This window comes from Pseudomonas sp. TE3895 (assembly GCF_056278855.1).
In genome coordinates this window covers 3873183-3890453 of sequence record NZ_JBWBQE010000001.1, presented here as the reverse complement: position 1 = coordinate 3890453, position 17271 = coordinate 3873183, and the positions used below count along the sequence as shown (strand labels likewise).

Annotated in this window: 13 protein-coding genes and 1 pseudogene; 7 read left to right on the top strand and 7 right to left on the bottom strand. The window is 57.6% G+C overall.

Going from position 1 to position 17271, the window contains the following annotated elements:
* Nucleotides 1–11: 11 nt before the first annotated feature.
* The gene (locus tag ACZ889_RS17445; RefSeq protein ID WP_180688072.1) at nucleotides 12–1541 is read right to left on the bottom strand and encodes a 3-hydroxyacyl-CoA dehydrogenase; all 1530 of its coding nucleotides are present in this window, start codon (nucleotides 1539–1541) and stop codon (nucleotides 12–14) included.
* A gap of 3 nt (nucleotides 1542–1544) precedes the next feature.
* The gene (locus ACZ889_RS17440; protein WP_180688073.1) at nucleotides 1545–2330 is read right to left on the bottom strand and encodes an enoyl-CoA hydratase; all 786 of its coding nucleotides are present in this window, start codon (nucleotides 2328–2330) and stop codon (nucleotides 1545–1547) included.
* Between the two features lie 237 nt (nucleotides 2331–2567).
* Between ACZ889_RS17440 and ACZ889_RS17435 the strand changes: the two genes are divergently transcribed.
* From ACZ889_RS17435 to ACZ889_RS17425, 3 genes and pseudogenes are all read left to right on the top strand, one after another.
* Nucleotides 2568–3434: an IclR family transcriptional regulator gene (locus ACZ889_RS17435; protein ID WP_476257620.1), complete on the top strand. Its 867-nt coding sequence runs from the start codon at nucleotides 2568–2570 to the stop codon at nucleotides 3432–3434.
* Nucleotides 3435–3494: 60 nt separating this feature from the next.
* Nucleotides 3495–4650: pseudogene (locus tag ACZ889_RS17430) on the top strand (acyl-CoA dehydrogenase family protein).
* A 58-nt stretch (nucleotides 4651–4708) separates the two neighbouring features.
* Entirely contained in the window at nucleotides 4709–5983 is a 1275-nt protein-coding gene (locus tag ACZ889_RS17425) for an MFS transporter (RefSeq protein WP_014861950.1), read from the top strand.
* A 55-nt stretch (nucleotides 5984–6038) separates the two neighbouring features.
* On the opposite strand, the gene ACZ889_RS17420 is transcribed toward ACZ889_RS17425, so the two are convergent.
* From ACZ889_RS17420 to ACZ889_RS17410, 3 genes are all read right to left on the bottom strand, one after another.
* Entirely contained in the window at nucleotides 6039–7070 is a 1032-nt protein-coding gene (locus ACZ889_RS17420; protein WP_476257619.1) for a lipoyl synthase, read from the bottom strand.
* Between the two features lie 92 nt (nucleotides 7071–7162).
* Entirely contained in the window at nucleotides 7163–8416 is a 1254-nt protein-coding gene (gene glyA / locus ACZ889_RS17415; RefSeq protein ID WP_061203288.1) for a serine hydroxymethyltransferase, read from the bottom strand.
* Between the two features lie 319 nt (nucleotides 8417–8735).
* Complete coding sequence (locus tag ACZ889_RS17410) at nucleotides 8736–10268, bottom strand: sigma-54-dependent transcriptional regulator (RefSeq protein ID WP_180688075.1); 1533 nt, start codon at nucleotides 10266–10268, stop codon at nucleotides 8736–8738.
* 515 nt (nucleotides 10269–10783) lie between these two features.
* Between ACZ889_RS17410 and ACZ889_RS17405 the strand changes: the two genes are divergently transcribed.
* Complete coding sequence (locus ACZ889_RS17405) at nucleotides 10784–11884, top strand: porin (protein ID WP_014861946.1); 1101 nt, start codon at nucleotides 10784–10786, stop codon at nucleotides 11882–11884.
* 37 nt (nucleotides 11885–11921) lie between these two features.
* Nucleotides 11922–12530: a cupin domain-containing protein gene (locus tag ACZ889_RS17400; protein ID WP_240459582.1), complete on the top strand. Its 609-nt coding sequence runs from the start codon at nucleotides 11922–11924 to the stop codon at nucleotides 12528–12530.
* 94 nt (nucleotides 12531–12624) lie between these two features.
* Here the strand turns inward: ACZ889_RS17400 and ACZ889_RS17395 are convergent, their stop codons facing one another.
* The gene (locus tag ACZ889_RS17395; RefSeq protein WP_257645085.1) at nucleotides 12625–13488 is read right to left on the bottom strand and encodes a LysR family transcriptional regulator; all 864 of its coding nucleotides are present in this window, start codon (nucleotides 13486–13488) and stop codon (nucleotides 12625–12627) included.
* Between the two features lie 98 nt (nucleotides 13489–13586).
* Between ACZ889_RS17395 and ACZ889_RS17390 the strand changes: the two genes are divergently transcribed.
* The gene (locus ACZ889_RS17390; RefSeq protein ID WP_180690125.1) at nucleotides 13587–14957 is read left to right on the top strand and encodes an MFS transporter; all 1371 of its coding nucleotides are present in this window, start codon (nucleotides 13587–13589) and stop codon (nucleotides 14955–14957) included.
* Nucleotides 14958–14997: 40 nt separating this feature from the next.
* Here ACZ889_RS17390 and ACZ889_RS17385 read toward each other — a convergent pair whose 3' ends face one another.
* Nucleotides 14998–15906, bottom strand: coding sequence for a LysR family transcriptional regulator (locus ACZ889_RS17385; RefSeq protein ID WP_121783460.1), 909 nt, complete (start codon nucleotides 15904–15906; stop codon nucleotides 14998–15000).
* A 119-nt stretch (nucleotides 15907–16025) separates the two neighbouring features.
* Here ACZ889_RS17385 and ACZ889_RS17380 point away from each other — a divergent pair, with 119 nt between their 5' ends.
* The gene (locus ACZ889_RS17380; RefSeq protein WP_180688076.1) at nucleotides 16026–17207 is read left to right on the top strand and encodes an efflux RND transporter periplasmic adaptor subunit; all 1182 of its coding nucleotides are present in this window, start codon (nucleotides 16026–16028) and stop codon (nucleotides 17205–17207) included.
* Nucleotides 17208–17271 lie beyond the last annotated feature (64 nt).

The window sequence follows — 17271 nt, the reverse complement described above, 5'->3', positions numbered from 1 at the left end:
AACGTAGAAAGTCAGATCAGTGTGGGTTCTGGATGGCACAAGGACAGCCCCAGGGTTGCACGACGGCGCAACCAGGGGCCGGCGCGATAGCGCGGGTCGCCGGTCAATTGCGTCATGCGCTCAAGGATGGTGAGCAAGCGTTGGGCGCCAATGCTGTCACCCCAGGCCAACGGCCCCTGCGGGTAACCCAGCCCGCGTCGCACGCCTTCATCCAGGTCTTCAACGCTGGCGATGCCCTGCTGAACGATATCGCCCGCCAGGTTGACGATCATTGCCAGCACCCGCTGGGCGACGAAGCCGACGCTGTCATTGATCACACTGACACCTACGCCATCACGCGCCAGCAGCGCATGTGCCGCATTGCGCATATCCACACGAGTAGCAGGCGTCAGCATCAGCGTGCGATACCGCGCCTGATCGAGCAGCGGATCGATGCACACCGTTCGCGCCGGATCGACGCCGAAGCGCTGTGCAGCGCAACTGGCATCAATACCGTAGGGCGCAAGCAGGCACAGTGCCGCGTCTGAGGGCTCGGCGCCCTCCTCTATCTGTGCGCCCAGTTGCCTGAGGAGTGCGCTGAGCCTGCTGCGGTCAGTTTCGTTCTCGGTCCCCAGCCACACCACAGGCATTGCCTCTATTGCGGGGACAGCTTGCGCCTGGGGCGCATCGATCATCTGGCCGTTTGCATAACGGTAGAATCCACGACCGACCTTGCGCCCGACATAACCGGCGTCGAGCATTTGCCGGGTCAGCGCGGCGGGACGGTAACGGGGCTCTTGGTAGAACTGGTTATAGATCGACTCGATCACTGGGTGGGACACGTCAAGCGCCGTCAGATCGAACAACTCCAGTGGCCCCATGCGAAAGCCGAGACCTTCACGCAGAATTCGGTCGATTTCGGCCGGCGGCGCAACGCCTTCCTTGAGAATTTGCAAGGCTTCGGTGCTGTATGCACGCCCCGCATGGTTGATGATGAAGCCTGGGGTGTCTTTGGCGCGGATGCCCCGATGGCCCATGCGCGCGGCCAGTGCCTGCAGACGGTCCCCGACGCTCGGATCACTGGCCAAACCATCGATGACCTCGACCACTTTCATCAGCGGCACCGGGTTGAAGAAGTGGAAGCCCGCGACCCGCTCGGGATGCCTGCATTCCCGTGCGATGCTGGTCACCGACAGCGATGACGTATTGGTTGCCAGAATGCAGTCATCCCTTACAACGGCCTCCAGCTGTGCCAGCAACGCTTGCTTGGCATCGAGTCGCTCAATGATCGCTTCGATTACCAGGTCGACGTCACTGAGCTCGGGCAAGGCTGTTGCTACCCTCAAACGCTCAAGCGTCGCCTGGGCATCGTTGGTAGTCAGCTTGCCTTTCGTTACCAGCCTGTCCATCGTTTGGCTCAAGGTGTCGCGAGCAGCCTGGGCCGCGCCTTCGCGGTTGTCGAACAGTACAACCTCGATGCCGGCCTGGGCGGCAATCTGGGCGATGCCAGTGCCCATGATCCCCGCCCCCACCACTGCCATTCGCCTGATCTCGTGTGTCATGCGTCACTCTCCCGAAAAGCTGGCTTTGCGTTTTTCAAGAAAGGCGCAGGCGCCCTCTTTCTGATCCCTGGAGTCGAACAGTAATTGAAATGCCTTGCGCTCCAAGGCCAAAGCACTGTCTAGGGGTAAATCCGCACCTAGCAGCATCACCTCCTTGATCTGGGCGACAGCCAAGGGCGGCAGCTCGGCGATTTGCGCGGCGAGTTCAAGTGCACGGGGCAGCGTGCGATCGTCGCTCACGACTTCGCTGACCATGCCCATGGCGAGCGCCTCGGGCGCTGGCACCAGGCAACCGGTCAGCGCGATGCGCATTGCCTGGAATTTTCCGACAGCACGGATCAAACGTTGAGTACCACCAGCGCCCGGCATCAGCCCTAGCTTGACCTCTGGTTGACCGAAGCGTGCTGATTGACCCGCGACGATGATGTCGCAGTGCATCGCCAGTTCACAGCCACCACCCAGGGCAAACCCGTTGACGGCCGCAATGACTGGCTTGGGGCAGCGAGCGATGGCGTCCCAAAGGTATTCGGTGTGGCGAAGGTACATCTGCACGGGGCTGGCCTGGGCGAACTCGCGGATATCGGCGCCAGCCACAAAGCACTGCTCATCGCCAGTCAGGACAATGGAGCGAACGCGGTTATCGGCGGCCAATGCCCGAAAAATCTCTGCCAACTGCTCACGCACCGCACCATTGAGCGCGTTCTTGACTTCGGGCCGATCGATACGGACGACTGCAACGGCATTTTCCTGAATGTTCAGGCGTACAACAGCTTCTGGTGGGGAGTTCATAGCGACCTCTTGTTTTAGTTTCGCTAGGCGGAACTGGATACCGTATTCGCTATCAATCATAGGGACGAGCGCAAAAGGCTGTAAACAAGAAATGCGCTTAAAGTTATAAAAGCCTTTACTTACAGACAGTTACCAGTCAGCTAGGAAGCACTTGGTATTTGAAGGCGCACACTCTATAATTTCGTCAGGCGAAACCGGGTTTTATTTTCTTGCATTCTTCTGAAATGAGGTTCTACCATGGCTCGCAACAAGGCAGGTCAGCCGACCATAGAAAGCACAACGGGAGCAGACGAAATCGGGTTACTCAGGATGGGCATCGTCGACCCCGCAATCTCCATGGGCGAAGACGACAGCAGCGGTCAGTTCGTGACGGCACTGGCGCGTGGTCTGGAGTTGATGCGCTGTTTCACACCGCGCGACAACGTGCTGGGCAATCAGGACCTGGCGCGCATGACCGGCCTGCCCAAACCGACTGTGACGCGGCTCACCAATACGCTGATGCGACTGGGCTGCCTCAAGCGAGAAGTGCATTCAGGCAAGTATCAACTGGATGTCGGTGTACTGGGCTTTGGCTACGCCATGCTGTCCAACCTGTCGATTCGTGCGGTGGCTCATCCATTGATGGAGGCATTGGCCAACCATGCCCAGGCAGCAGTCGCCATGGCTTCCCGCGATCGCCTGCAGATGGTCTATCTGGACGTGGTACAGGGCCAAGGCAACACGACGATGCGCCGCCAGATCGGCAGCTACTTGCCACTGGCACAGAGTTCGGTAGGCCGTGCCTGCCTGGCGGCAATGCCGGAAACCGAACGGGAGTTTCTGCTCGATCACATACGCCAGCGCGAGTCGGACCAGTGGCCGTCGATTCGCAAAGGCCTGGACCGGGCATTCAGAGATTACACCGACTATGGCTTCTGCCTCTCGATCGGTGAATGGCATCGCGACGTCAACTCGGTAGCGGTGCCGTTGCTACACCCGCAGTACGGGTTGCTGACCTTCAACTGCGGTGGGCCGAGCTTTCAGCTGCCCCGTGAACGACTGATGGACGATATCGGGCCTCGCCTGATCAACATGGTTAACAACATTGGTGCCGCTGCTCGCTGACACAACGGAGTAACGGCGCCCTGATAAAGACCCGCTCGCCTGCGAGCGTTAGGAGCGCACATGATCCGTGATAACGAAACCCTGGACATCCTCTTGGATTCGCTTCGTCAGTTCGTCAACGAAGTCCTCATCCCCCGTGAAAATGAGGTTGCTGATACCGACACGATTCCACAGGACATCGTCGAGCAGATGCAAGCCATGGGGTTGTTCGGCCTGACACTGCCGGAAGAATTTGGCGGATTGGGTGTCACGATGGAAGAAGAGGTCAACATCGCCTTCGAGCTGGGGCGCACATCCCCAGCCTTTCGCTCCTACATTGGTACCAACAACGGGATCGGCTCGATCGGCATCCTGCTTGACGGTACTGCAGAACAGAAACAGCGTTACCTGCCCCCACTGGCCAGTGGTGAACTGCTCAGCTCCTTCTGCCTGACCGAGCCCGACGCGGGTTCGGATGCCGCATCACTCAAGACCACCGCTGTCCGTGATGGCGACAGCTATGTGCTCAACGGCACCAAGCGGTTCATCACCCAATGCCCCTCACGCCGGAATCTACACCGTGATGGCGCGGACCAGCTCCGATATCAAAGGTGCAGGTGGGATCAGCGCATTCATCGTCGAGCGCGGTACGCCGGGTGTTTCCTTGGGTAAGCCTGATCACAAAATGGGTCATAAAGGCGCCCACACCTGCGACGTGATCTTCGAAAACGCACGAGTACCCGCGAGCCAACTGATCGGGGGAGTCGAGGGCGTGGGCTTCAAGACCGCCATGAAAGTGCTCGACAAAGGACGTCTGCATATCGCTGCGTTGAGCATCGGTGCGGCTGAAAGGATGCTCGATGATGCCTTGCGCTATGCGTTGGAGCGTAAACAGTTCGGTAAACCTATCGCCGAATTTCAGTTGATCCAGGCGATGCTTGCCGACAGCAAGGCAGAAATCTATGCCAGCCGCTGCATGGTGGTCGATGCGGCTCGTAAACGCGACAATGGCCAGAACGTCAGTACCGAAGCCTCCTGCGCCAAAATGTTCTCGACAGAAATGTGCGGCCGCGTTGCAGACCGCTGCGTACAGATACATGGCGGTGCCGGCTATGTCAGTGAGTACGCGATCGAACGTTTCTACCGGGATGTCAGGCTGTTCCGTATCTATGAAGGCACCACTCAGATCCAGCAGATCGTGATTGCTCGGAACATGATCCGTGACGCTCAAGGCTGACGTCGCGCCTGTTTAGCTTCAGCGCTGAACCCACCATAAATACAATAAGGTTGACGCTATGGACGCTGTTTCTCAGGCAGGCGCTGTTGCGCGTGCCAAGTCTGGTACCTGGATCCTGGTTTTCATTTTTTGTTTTCTGGGATTATTGATCGACGGCGCTGACTTGATGCTGCTGTCGTACAGCCTAAACAGCCTGAAGGCCGAGTTTGGCCTTACAAACGTGGAAGCCGGCAGCCTGGGAAGCTTTACCCTGGCCGGAATGGCAATCGGCGGAATTTACGGCGGCTGGGCTTGTGACCGTTTCGGCCGGGTCAAAACGGTGGTTTGGAGCATCCTGTTGTTCTCCGTCGGTACCGCTGCCTTGGGCTTGACCCAGAGTTACTGGCAATTCGCGGTCGTCCGGTTCCTGGCCTCGCTGGGGATCGGCGCTCTGTACGTTGCTTGCAACACGTTGATGTCCGAATACGTCCCCACCCGTTACCGCACCACCGTATTGGGTACACTGCAGGCCGGATGGTCAGTGGGCTACATTGTCGCGACATTGCTGGCTGGCTGGATTCTACCCAGCCATGGCTGGCGGATGCTGTTCTATATCGCGATCGTTCCGGTAGGGCTGGCGGTGCTGATGCAGTACTTTGTACCCGAGCCGCAAGCCTGGATCAAAGCACAGGCCGAGCGCGCGCGGCAAAGAATTGCAGGGCATCAGAGCGGGCCGGTGCAAAAGCCAGGCAGCATGTATAAACAGATCTTCGCTGACCCGCAGGCTTGCCGCATGTTCATCTGTTGGACGCTTACCGCCGGTTTTCTGCAGTTCGGCTATTACGGCGTGAATAACTGGATGCCGTCTTACCTGGAAAGCGAGCTGGGCCTGAATCTCAAATCAATGGCCGGTTACATGGTGGGTACATACACAGCCATGATCCTGGGCAAGGTGCTCGCCGGCATGGCGGCCGATCGTATAGGGCGCAGAACGGTGTTTACCTTCGGCGCACTGGGTACCGCAGTGTTTCTGCCAGTGATCGTATTGTTTCAGAGTCAGGACAATATCCTCTGGATGCTGGTGGTCTTTGGCTTCTTGTATGGCATCCCCTATGGCGTGAATGCTACGTACATGACTGAAAGCTTCGAGGCGAAGGTGCGTGGGTCTGCAGTGGGCGGTGCCTATAATGTGGGCCGCCTGGGCGCTGCGATCGCGCCCGCTGCAATTGGTTTCCTGGCGTCGCAAGGTTCGATAGGTGTGGGCTTCCTGGTGATGGGGGCTGCCTACTTCATTTGTGGCGTCATTCCGGCACTGTTCATCAAGGACAAACAATTCGACCCTCAGAGGCAATAGAGGATCAAGCGTTCGCGCAGGCTGCCCCGGTTGTGGGCAGCAACGCACGGATTGCTCAGTGGGCCGACAGTTGCTGCTCCGCATGGTAAGAAGAACGCACCAGCGGGCCAGAGGCGACGTTCTTGAAACCCATCCTTGTGCCCTCCTCGGCGAACCAGGCAAAGGTATCCGGGTGCACGAAACGCTGCACCGGCAGATGGCTGCGCGAGGGTTGCAGGTATTGGCCTAGCGTCAGCATATCGATGTCATGCTCGCGCATGCGCTGCATCACTTCGATCACTTCGTCGTCAGTCTCGCCCAAGCCGAGCATCAAACCTGACTTGGTGGGAACGTTCGGCACACCCTGCTTGAATTGCTGCAGCAGATCCAGCGACCACTCGAAGTCGGAGCCAGGCCGTGCGGCTTTGTAAAGACGCGGCACCGTTTCAAGGTTATGGTTGAACACATCGGGAGGCGCCGTGGCTGTGACCGCCAAGGCGACCTCCATGCGGCCGCGGTAGTCAGGGACCAGCGTCTCGAGCTTTATTCCCGGGGACAGTGCACGGATTTCGCGTAGGCAGGCAGCGAAGTGCCCTGCTCCGCCGTCACGCAGGTCATCGCGATCTACCGAGGTGATCACTACGTATTTCAACTGGCAGGCAGCGAAGTGCCCTGCTCCGCCGTCACGCAGGTCATCGCGATCTACCGAGGTGATCACTACGTATTTCAACTGCAAGTCGGCGATGGCGACGGCCAGGTTCTTCGGCTCCTCACTGTCCAGCGGCTTCGGCCGACCATGGCCGACGTCACAGAAAGGACAGCGGCGGGTGCAGATGTCGCCCATGATCATGAATGTTGCGGTCCCCCCCGAAAAACACTCGCCAAGGTTCGGGCAGGCCGCCTCCTCGCAAACACTATGCAGCCTGTGCTGGCGCAGCAGGCGCTTGATTCGCGCCACTGTGGGTGAGGCTGCCACTGGCACGCGGATCCAGTCCGGCTTGCGTGGTACCTCCTCGGTGGGGATGATCTTGACCGGGATCCGCGCGACTTTATCCGCGCCGCGAAGCTTGACCCCCATTTCCATCTTGCCAGTCTGTACTCGATTCATGCTGTCACCTGCCACAAGGGAAGGCGGGCATGCATACCCGCCTTGATCCCCGACCTCGACCGGCTGGGCGAGCGCCGGGGGCTAGCCAGCACTCAGGCCGAATACACCGGGAAACGTGCGCACAGCTGGGCCACCTGGGTAGCCACATGCGCTTCGACATCGGCATCACCGAGGTGGTCGAGAATGTCGCAGATCCAGCCCGCAAGCTCGCGACAACTTTCTTCTTGAAGGCCACGGGTGGTGACCGCAGGCGTGCCGATGCGCAGGCCCGATGTTACAAATGGCGACTGAGGATCGTTAGGGACCGCATTCTTGTTGACGGTAATGTGCGCCCTGCCGAGCGCAGCGTCTGCGTCCTTGCCGGTAATGCCCTGGCGGATCAAGCTGACCAGAAACAGGTGGTTATCCGTGCCGCCGGAGACAACGTCGTAACCGCGGTTCATGAACACCTGCGCCATGGCCTGGGCATTGCGTATCACCTGCTTCTGATACTGCACGAATGACGGCTCCAGCGCTTCTTTGAAGCACACGGCCTTGGCAGCGATCACATGCATCAACGGGCCGCCCTGCCCGCCTGGGAATACGGCGGCGTTCAGCTTCTTCTCCAGTTCTGGGTTACTGCGAGCCAGGATAAGCCCCCCTCGCGGGCCCCGTAGCGTCTTGTGGGTGGTGGTGGTTACCACATCGGCGTAAGGCAGCGGGTTCGGGTAAACGCCGGCGGCAACCAGGCCAGCGACGTGCGCCATGTCGACGAACAACCAGGCACCTGCCTTGTCGGCGATAGCGCGCAAACGTGGAAAATCGAGGGTCCTGGAGTACGCAGAAAAGCCCGCCACCAGCATTTTCGGCTTGTGCTCAAGGGCCAGTCGCTCGACCTCGTCGTAATCGATCAGGCCGTTTTCGTCGATGCCATACTGAACTGCGTTATACAACTTGCCCGAGGAGCTGACTTTCGCACCATGAGTGAGGTGCCCACCGTGCGCCAGGCTCATGCCCAGCAGTGTGTCACCCGCCTCCAACAGTGCCAGATAAACGGCGGCGTTGGCCTGCGAGCCCGAATGTGGCTGTACGTTCGCGTAATCTGCGCCAAAGAGCGTCTTGGCGCGGTAAATGGCCAGTTGCTCCACCACGTCCACATGTTCACACCCACCGTAATAGCGCTTGCCGGGATAGCCTTCGGCATACTTGTTGGTCAGCTCACTACCTTGGGCCTGCATGACCTGTGGGCTGGTGTAGTTTTCCGACGCAATGAGCTCAATGTGATCCTCTTGGCGCTGGGCCTCGCGGCGCATGCTCTCGAACAGCACTGGATCGAAGTCGGACAGGGTCAGGCTTTTGTGAAACATGGTGTATTCCTTCTCGTTCGGGTGACGTTGCCATGACTGCGAAGTGGTCGGATCCAAGACGATCGTAATCGCCATGATCCCTGTGCGCAGACTTAGCAACTGCGATGCCAATACCTAAAAGACTATATATATCATTAGGTTAAGATAGTTTTCTGCGGCGTCTCATGGCGCAGCGGAGCGTAATCGCTCCAAGGGACTGAATCGCTATAGAGGGGTTGTGTAGCGCTGCGTCAAACACCGGTAGGGTTTGCGCGAAATTTCAATCACCGACTGCCTGTAAGGAAACACTTACACCGTAACGAAACAGCTCCAAAGCGGCCTAGACCTTCGCGATACCGTACTTTCGCAGTCGTAGGCCGATTGCCGTGTGGGACGTGTTCAAGCGGGCGGCCAGTTGGCGCGTGGAGGGATATTGCGGATAGAGGCGCGTCAACAGGGCCTTTTCAAAGTCCTGTACGGCATCATCCAGGCTACGGACTTCACCAGCTTGCGCGTTGATTTCGGCGTGGGGCGTTCCAGCAAGTTCGAGATCGGCGCAGCCGATCAGGTTCGCTTCACAGATCGCCGCTGCTCGGAAGATGACACTTTGCAACTGGCGCACATTACCGGACCAATTGTTCTGCAATAATTTAGGATACGTCGAGGGTGCCAGCCTGCACTCAGTCCGCCTGATTTGTTTACAGGCCTGCTTGAGAAAGTGCTTGGCCAGCAACAGAATGTCGTGGCCACGCTCACGCAGAGGCGGTACCTGCACATTGAGCACATTGAGGCGGTAATACAGGTCTTCCCGAAACGTTCCCTCGCTTACCTTCTGCTCGAGGTCGCGATGGGTAGCGCAAAGTACGCGCACGTTGACCCGTAATTCGCGCTCTCCGCCCACCCGACGAAAGCTTCCGTCGCTTAGAAAGCGCAATAGCTTGGCTTGCAAGTACGGTGACATCTCGCCAATTTCATCCAGAAACACGGTGCCGAGATCAGCCTGTTCCAGCAGGCCCGGCTTGCCGCCGCGCTGGGCACCGGTGAAAGCCCCTGCGGCATAACCAAACAGCTCGCTTTCCGCCAGGCTCTCGGTCAGTGCGGCGCAATTGAGTGCCAGAAAAGGCGCCGCGCTACGCGGACTCAGCGCGTGGCATGCGCGGGCCACCAGTTCTTTGCCTGTACCCGTTTCACCCTGGATGAACAGCGGCGCGTTCAGGCTGGCTACCTTGCGTAGCCGGGCCTTGAGAAAAGCAAGCTCTGGCGACTGGCCGATAAGCGTGTCCAGCCCCCCAATCGCCGATTGTCGCAGTTCCCCCGCTGTTTCTTGGCTGCAGTGTGGGTAGAGCGTTATCAATCCACCCGCGGGTTTCGCTGCCGCATCAGTGCCATCAGCAATCGGAATTGCATCAAGCAGCATCTTCTGGCCTTGAACGCTGACCTCGCACACCGGCAGGCGAAAACCGTCTGCTATCAGATCTTCCCCAGGATTGGCGTGCTGCAGGAACTGCGATACCGGCTCGCCAGTAGGGTCTCTTCCAAGCATGTCCATCAGGCGAGGGTTGGCCAGCATGACATGGCCGCTGGGATCAACCGCCATTACCGGATCACTGACCGTTGCAAGCAATGTCACCAGTTGCAGCCGGCGATGCTGGCCAGGCAAGAGATCTATCCACCGGACGCTTTGTACACCTTTGATTTGCAGTAGTGCAGCTTGCAAGTCTTGCAGCAGCAGATCGCTTAACGCAGGTGCATCGATATAGACGTTCGGCGGGATCATCTCTACCGCTTCAAGATTGAGCTTTCGTGCTACCAGCAGTGCCAGCACTTCCTGTGTGATGCCTACGCGATCGGTGAAGGTGACGTGAATCCGCATGCCAGACCTTATTCATGTTCAAGACCAGAAGGTTGCGACAGTGCGCTGTGGAAAGGCGCTGCCCTTTTGCATGTCCCAGGTATGGCAGTGGAGCCTTGTAATCAGGGTGACATGCACGCAGGTCAATCTAACAAGGCGGTCATGCCGTCGAGTCTTGCCCTTTACGCAAGGGCTTAACCATTTTCGTAAGACCCTCAGAGGTCAGCGATAAAAATGCTCGATTCAAGTGCATCTGGCAGCCGTGCCATAGCCGTGTGCATCAGTTTTCAGCGTAAATTGTTGCTCATTGCAGGTTGCCCACTGCCTTCCAAACGCATCTCGACGCTCAGCCAACAACGCGCTACCGGTCTATTCAGCTCATCTACACCCCCTCATTGCCCAAATAACATGAAGCGCCCAAATAGTTAATTTTCGCGCACTGAAATCTTAGGGAGGCTGCACACAGGTTCATTGAGACAGGAGGAGTCTCAGGCATGTGCACTTGTCTACACGAGCGACGCCCGTTACTTGCGCTTATGATGATCGGCCTTGGTCTTGCACAGGGTGCCAACGCGGAGGGGTTCCCGGCGCTGGGAAGAGTTGCCTCGGGATTCGGGTACTACAACGTCGACAAAGGTTACGACGATAAACTCAAACTGTACGGGACCGTGGACGCTTTTGCCTCATACCATGATTCGCAGCACCATGAAGGCCTGCGTGTCGAAGGTGGTGGCGCGTGGACCAACAAACTGGGCCTCTACATGCGCAAAGCACTTGCTGAAGACACGGTGCTGGAGCTCGATGTGGAAGAGGGTTTCAACCTCAATGGGGAGGCCCTGGAGCAACACTGGAAGCAAATCGGTACGCTTCGCCTTGCGGTAGCAGCGCTGCGTTCGAAGCGGTATGGCAAGCTAGAGTTCGGTAAAACCTACAACATGAGCACTCCCAGCTACGCCGACCCTTTTCTGGCCGTGTACGGTTCGCCATACACATTCCTGACCCTGCCGCCGTCAGGCAAAGGCGCCTACTACTTGGATATGCGTCCCAAGCACACCCTGGCATATACCACGCCCACGGTGGCCGGTTTCAGCGTGGGTACGGCAGTAACCTTTGGCTTCGATGACACTGCAAGTGCTGGCAACACCGTACGCGGTAAAGGCGTGAAGGTTCAGTACGCCAACGCCCGCATGATGCTGCTGGGTTCGTTCAACGACTACCTCAGTGATCCCTGGAATGACAATGGTCACGAGCGCCAGACACACAACTACTTCAAAAGCGCTTCTGCGTTCTACGACTTCGGCCCGTTCTCTTCCAGCCTGACGTGGCAACGACAAGATGTGGATCAACATGACACCCCGAGCATGACGGCCTGGACGCTGGGCTTCATGGCACCGGTTGGCAAAACCGATGTCGCGCGCCTGATGGTGGTGCAGCGTGACGTGGAGACCGGGGGCAAGAATGCCACGGGCGTGATGATTGGCTACGATCATTTTCTCAAACCCAATTGGGCGATTTATGGCCGTGTAGCCATGATTGCCAACAAGATGAAATCGTCATCGAGTTACGCCGGAATTCCAGTCGAGGAATCCGGTGATGATCCCCGCAACCTGGCTGTGGGCATGTATTACCACTTCTGAACAAGCATGCTGTAGGGCTCGATAACGGCGTCCGGCTATGGCGTTGCAATTTTTGTTCTATGAAAAACATGCCCAGTTCAATACCGCCTTCCACTTTCCATACACGATGAAGGCTCAAAACAACAAGATAGGTCCCCAAGCCATGACTGAAATATCGCGTTGCGTTACCCCTGACAGGTCGACCCCTTTGATCGCGCTCAAGTCAGTTATCGCCGCTGCCCTGATCAGCCTTACCCTGCTCAGCAGCGTAAAGGCCAGTGAGGCACTTGCGCCAAAGGCGAAAGTTGTAGTGAACAGCACAACATCCTGGGAAGGTGTCAAATATGCACCCTACCCATCCGGCCAGCCTCAATTGTCCTTACTCAAAATTACAATACCGCCTCACACGGCGCTGCCGTGGCATCACCACCCTGTTGCCAACATTGCCTACGTGATATCAGGTCAACTGACCATTGAAGATAGACTTAGCAAAAAGTCGCTTGTTGTCAAAGCTGGCGAGGCCTTTCCGGAGTCGGTTGGCGCAAGTCACCGCGGCGTAACCGGTGATGAGGAGGCCGTTGTCATAGTGGCTTACGCAGGGGTTGAAGGTACGCCACTGTCAGTGCCAGACAAAAACGAAAAGCCAGAATTCGAACACATTGAGTGACCGCTGTGCTCAGGCGGTAAGCGGTGGTTTCCTCGATGGACATGGGAGGTATGCAGTCGTTGTCGACTCACCCCTTCCATGCCTGTTTAGATTTTCAGTGGGATAATCCCACCGCTTCAACTAACTCGATGATGGCCACCATCGTTCGGCGAATAAGCGCATCATTCCGGCGATCCGGGTGAATGGCCATCCATATATTAAGTGAGAGCAGTGTCTCATGGGCGTCCAAGCGCACCAGGCGCTCATCTCTATCCGCTAAAAAACATGGCAGTCCCGCCACACCGATGCCCGAACAGGCGGCTTCGTACTGGTTGCTCAGGTCAGATACCTCACAGCTTACCCGCCGCTCGCCAATCACGTGGTACAACCAACGCTTATGATCGAAATCCTTCTGACGCTCTGTATACCCCACAAACTCCCAGCGTTCGGGCTCTGACGGATATGGGTACGTGCGTGCTGCATACAGTGCGAAATCAACACGACCCACTTTCTTGATGATGTCCGTGTCTGTTGAGCCGGTAGCGAGTCGAACAGCCAGGTCGGCCTCCATACGAGCCAATGAAGCAAAATGGGATTCGCTCAAAATGGACAACTTGGCCTGCTCAAGTTTTTGTGACAGCGACAGCAGATGCGGGGCCAGAAAGTGGCGAGCGAGTATAGGTGGAGCAGAGATGGATACGGTCGTACGTTCTTGCTCCCCCAAGCCAGCCGTGATGCGCTTCACGCTATAGGCATACTTTTCTATCTCCATGGCTTGCTTGAGTACTTGCTGTCCCGCAGCCGTCAATTGTGCTTCCCGTGGCAGGCGGTTGACCAAGCGCACCCCCAGACTGGCTTCCAGGGCTATCAAACGTCGGCTCACCGTTGCCTGGTCTACCTGAAGGGCGCGTGCTGCGCCCGACAGTGTGCCGGACTGACCTATGGCCAAAAAAAAGCGCAAATCTTCCCAGTTCATCATCTATGCAAACCTGCATGGTAAGTACGCAGATTCTAGTATTTACGCATGGCATGGCAAGCTTTAATCTCGATCCATCTCCATCCCCCTTCTGGTTTGCCATGTACAAAGCAACAAAACTCTCCGCCATCCAGATGGCTGCATGCCTGGGCTTCTTCGTCGTGCAACTGGATGTGAGCGTGGTCAATGTGGGTTTGGGCGCCTTGAAGGCAGCATTTGACACCAACCTCACTGGTTTGCAGTGGGTGATCAACAGCTACGCACTGACCTTCTCGGCCTTGCTGATTTTTGGCGGCAGTTGCGGCGACAAGCTGGGCGCCAAACCGGTGTTCGTCGGCGGGTTCATCGTTTTCACCTTGAGCTCCCTGGGTTGCGGTCTCGCCGGCAGTATGGTTCAGCTGATCAGCTTTCGTTGCGTACAGGGGTTAGGTGCGGCATTGATGATTCCCACATCACTCACCCTTCTACGACTCAACTTTACCAACCCCGAACAGCGCAAAGCGGCAGTGGCGTTATGGGGAGCCAGCGGAGGTATTGCCCTAGCGGCCGGGCCGGTGCTGGGCGGACTGATGATTGAGCATCTGGGCTGGCGCAGCGTGTTCTTGATCAACATCCCATTGGGCCTGTTGGCCATCGCATTGACGTTGCGCTACACGCCGGCTTCACCCAAGGTAGAAAAACGCATAGACGTGTATGGTCAAGTGACCATAGCGCTGGCATTGGCGCTGCTGACCTACGGCCTGACCGAGGCGAGTGAACGAGGCTGGTCGCTGATACCACTGTCGGTGCTCGCCCTTTCTTGCCTGGTGCTGTTGGCATTCGTGCTGATCGAACAGCGAGTGGCCGACCCCATGATTCCCATTCACCTTGCACGCAACACCGTGCTTATAGCGATGATGCTCACGGGGTCGGTGATCAACTTCACGTTTTACGGGGTCGTCTTCGTCCTGAGCATTTATTTCCAGACGATATTGGGCTATGACGCTGTCCGAACAGGCCTTGCGTTCATCCCTCTCACGGCTGTCATGACCCTCTCCTCGCTGGCTTCGGCAAGGCTTGGGCGCCACTTCAGCGCGTTGCGGATCATGACCCTGGGCACCGGGTTGCAGGTATGTGGTTTCCTGATACTGTCGCGGATCAGCCCTGACAGCGCTAGCTGGATGCTGGATTCAGCGCTGATTATCGTCGGGATTGGCAGCGCAGCCACTGTACCCTCGATGAACAACACCATGCTTGCGGCGGTAACCCAGCAAGACGCCGGGATCGCCTCTGGCCTGATGTCATCTGCAAGACAAGTGGGAGGGGTATTGGGTGTGGCCATCTTCGGCCTTTTGATTGCTCACGCAGAGCGTCCGGCCTTCACGCAAGGTATGTCGACATCAATGCTCTTGTGCGTGGCTGCGCTGGCACTGTGCCTGGTGACAAATCTATGGCTAGTGCGCAAGGTGCGCAGCTCGGTGCTAGCACACTGAGATGTTGCAACATTGCCCCGGCTAATGCTTCTGCAACGGCTCATTCAAGTTTGCCGCTCTCCCCCATTTCAAGCAGCGTATCGATCAGGCAACGCACCTTGGGCCGCAGGTGCGCGGTTTTTGGCCACAATGCGTAGACCGTCACCGGAGCGGGTTCGAAGGCTTCCAGCACACTCACCAGCCTACCCGCCTGTAGGTGCTCTTGCACAACGCACAACGGCATCTGGCATAAACCCAGGCCCGCGAGGGCAACGTCGATCATTGCCGCACCATCGCCAATCTGGTGTGTAGCAGGTGGCACGATACGCGCAGCCTGACCATCCCTCATTACCCGCCAGCCCAAGGGCTGCCCTCGACGGTATGTAACGATACAGGCATGCCGGTCAATTTCTTCCAGTGAGTGCGGTGTGCCCCGCGCCTGCAAATAAGCGGGGGCTGCGCAGATGATCAGGCGTTGACGCGTCAATGGACGGGCGATCAAGCCTTGATGGTCGCCTGGGTCGCCAAAGCGGATAACCAGATCCACCCCTTCTTCCACAGGGTCGATGAGATGGTCATTGAATGTAAGTGTGAATGTAAGCCCCGGATAGCGCTGCCCAATCTCCAAGGTGATCGGCAAGATCATTTTGCGCCCCAGCGCCACCGGCATGTCCACACGCAGTTGCCCAGAAGGTTCATGTGCCTTTGAGGTCAGGCAATTTTCAACATCACGGATTTCGTCCAGCGCGCCGCTGCAGGCAGCCAGATAAGCCTCCCCATCAGCCGTTAACGACAACCTCCTGGTGGTGCGGTGAAACAGCATCACACCCAGCCGTTGCTCCAGGCGGGCAATCGCCTTGCCTACCGCTGATTTGGAAATATCCAAGCGGTCTGCCGCCTCTGTGAAACTCGCGCATTTGGCAGTGGTGACGAATGTATGAATGCCGGCAAAACTATCACTGGACGACATAGGTAACGCTCATTGAGGACATTTTGGCTACAGTGTAAGGATTTACAGCGTGTTTATCGATCATTTGATCTACCTTAGCATTACGCGTCTTTCAGCCATAGCCTCTATTTGCCGTGCTCATGAACCTCCCATTCAAGAAAGTCCCCCTCGCCCTGGCCTTCGTTCTAACCGCCGCAGCGGGAACCGGTTACCAGTTGCTCAGCAAGGGCAACGACACCCTGGCGCAAGCCAGCGAACAAGCGCCGGACGCCGTGCACGCAGAGGTCGACATCGCCACGCCCATTGCCGAACAACTCAACGAATACCAGACTTACTCGGGGAAACTCGAAGCCGTTGAAACCGTCGATGTCCGCCCATTGGTGCCCGGTGCTATTACTGCCGTGCACTTCAAAGATGGCGCCCAAGTCAATCGGGGCGACCTGCTGTTCACGATTGATACGCGCCTGTATCAAGCCGCTGTCGATCAAGCCTTGGCAGAAGTTGCCGGCGCCAGCGCCCGTTACGCCTACGCTCACGCTGATGCCGAGCGCGCCAAGCGCCTGCTTGGCCAGAATGCGATTGCGCAACGCGATGCGGACGCCGCCTTGCGCTTGCAACAGACCAGTGCAGCCGAAGTCGAAGCCGCGAAAGCAAGGCTGCAAACCGCGCGTGTCAACCTGGACTATTGCTCAGTCAAAGCACCGGTGAGTGGCAAAGTGTCTCGCGCAGAACTCACGGTGGGTAACGTAGTGGCTAACGGAGCATCTGCACCGGTATTGACTCGCATCGTATCGATCTCGCCCATCTACGCTAGCTTCGAAGTGGATGAACAAACCTATCTGCGTTTTCTTTCCCAGCCCCATGATCAAGCCATCAAGGTAGAAATGGGCCTGGCCAACGAACCGGGTTTTTCCCGCCGAGGCGTGGTGGACTCCGTCGACAACCAGCTCAACAGCAGCTCAGGCACCATTCGAGTGAGAGCGCGCTTTGATAATCCACGTAGCCAGTTGGTGCCGGGCATGTACGCACATGTCAAAGTCAGCGCAGGCCAACGTCGACAAGCCCTGCTGATCAACGAAGACGCGGTGGGCACCGACCAGGATCGCAAATTTGTCATGGTCGTAGATCAGCAGGATCAAGTGCACTACCGCGAAGTGCGCCTGGGCGGGCTTTATGACGGCTTACGGATTGTCGAAAGCGGTCTCTCTGCGCAGGACCACATCATCGTCAATGGCCTGCAACGTGTGCAGGCGGATGAGACCGTCAAGCCGCGTCAAGTCGCAATGTCCAGTACCGCTAAAGCAGTCTCGGCTCAGCGCTGAAGCACCTCAACCGCACACCAACCTAAAGCGATGCGCCGCAAAATGCGCGTTGCCGGGTTCCTAT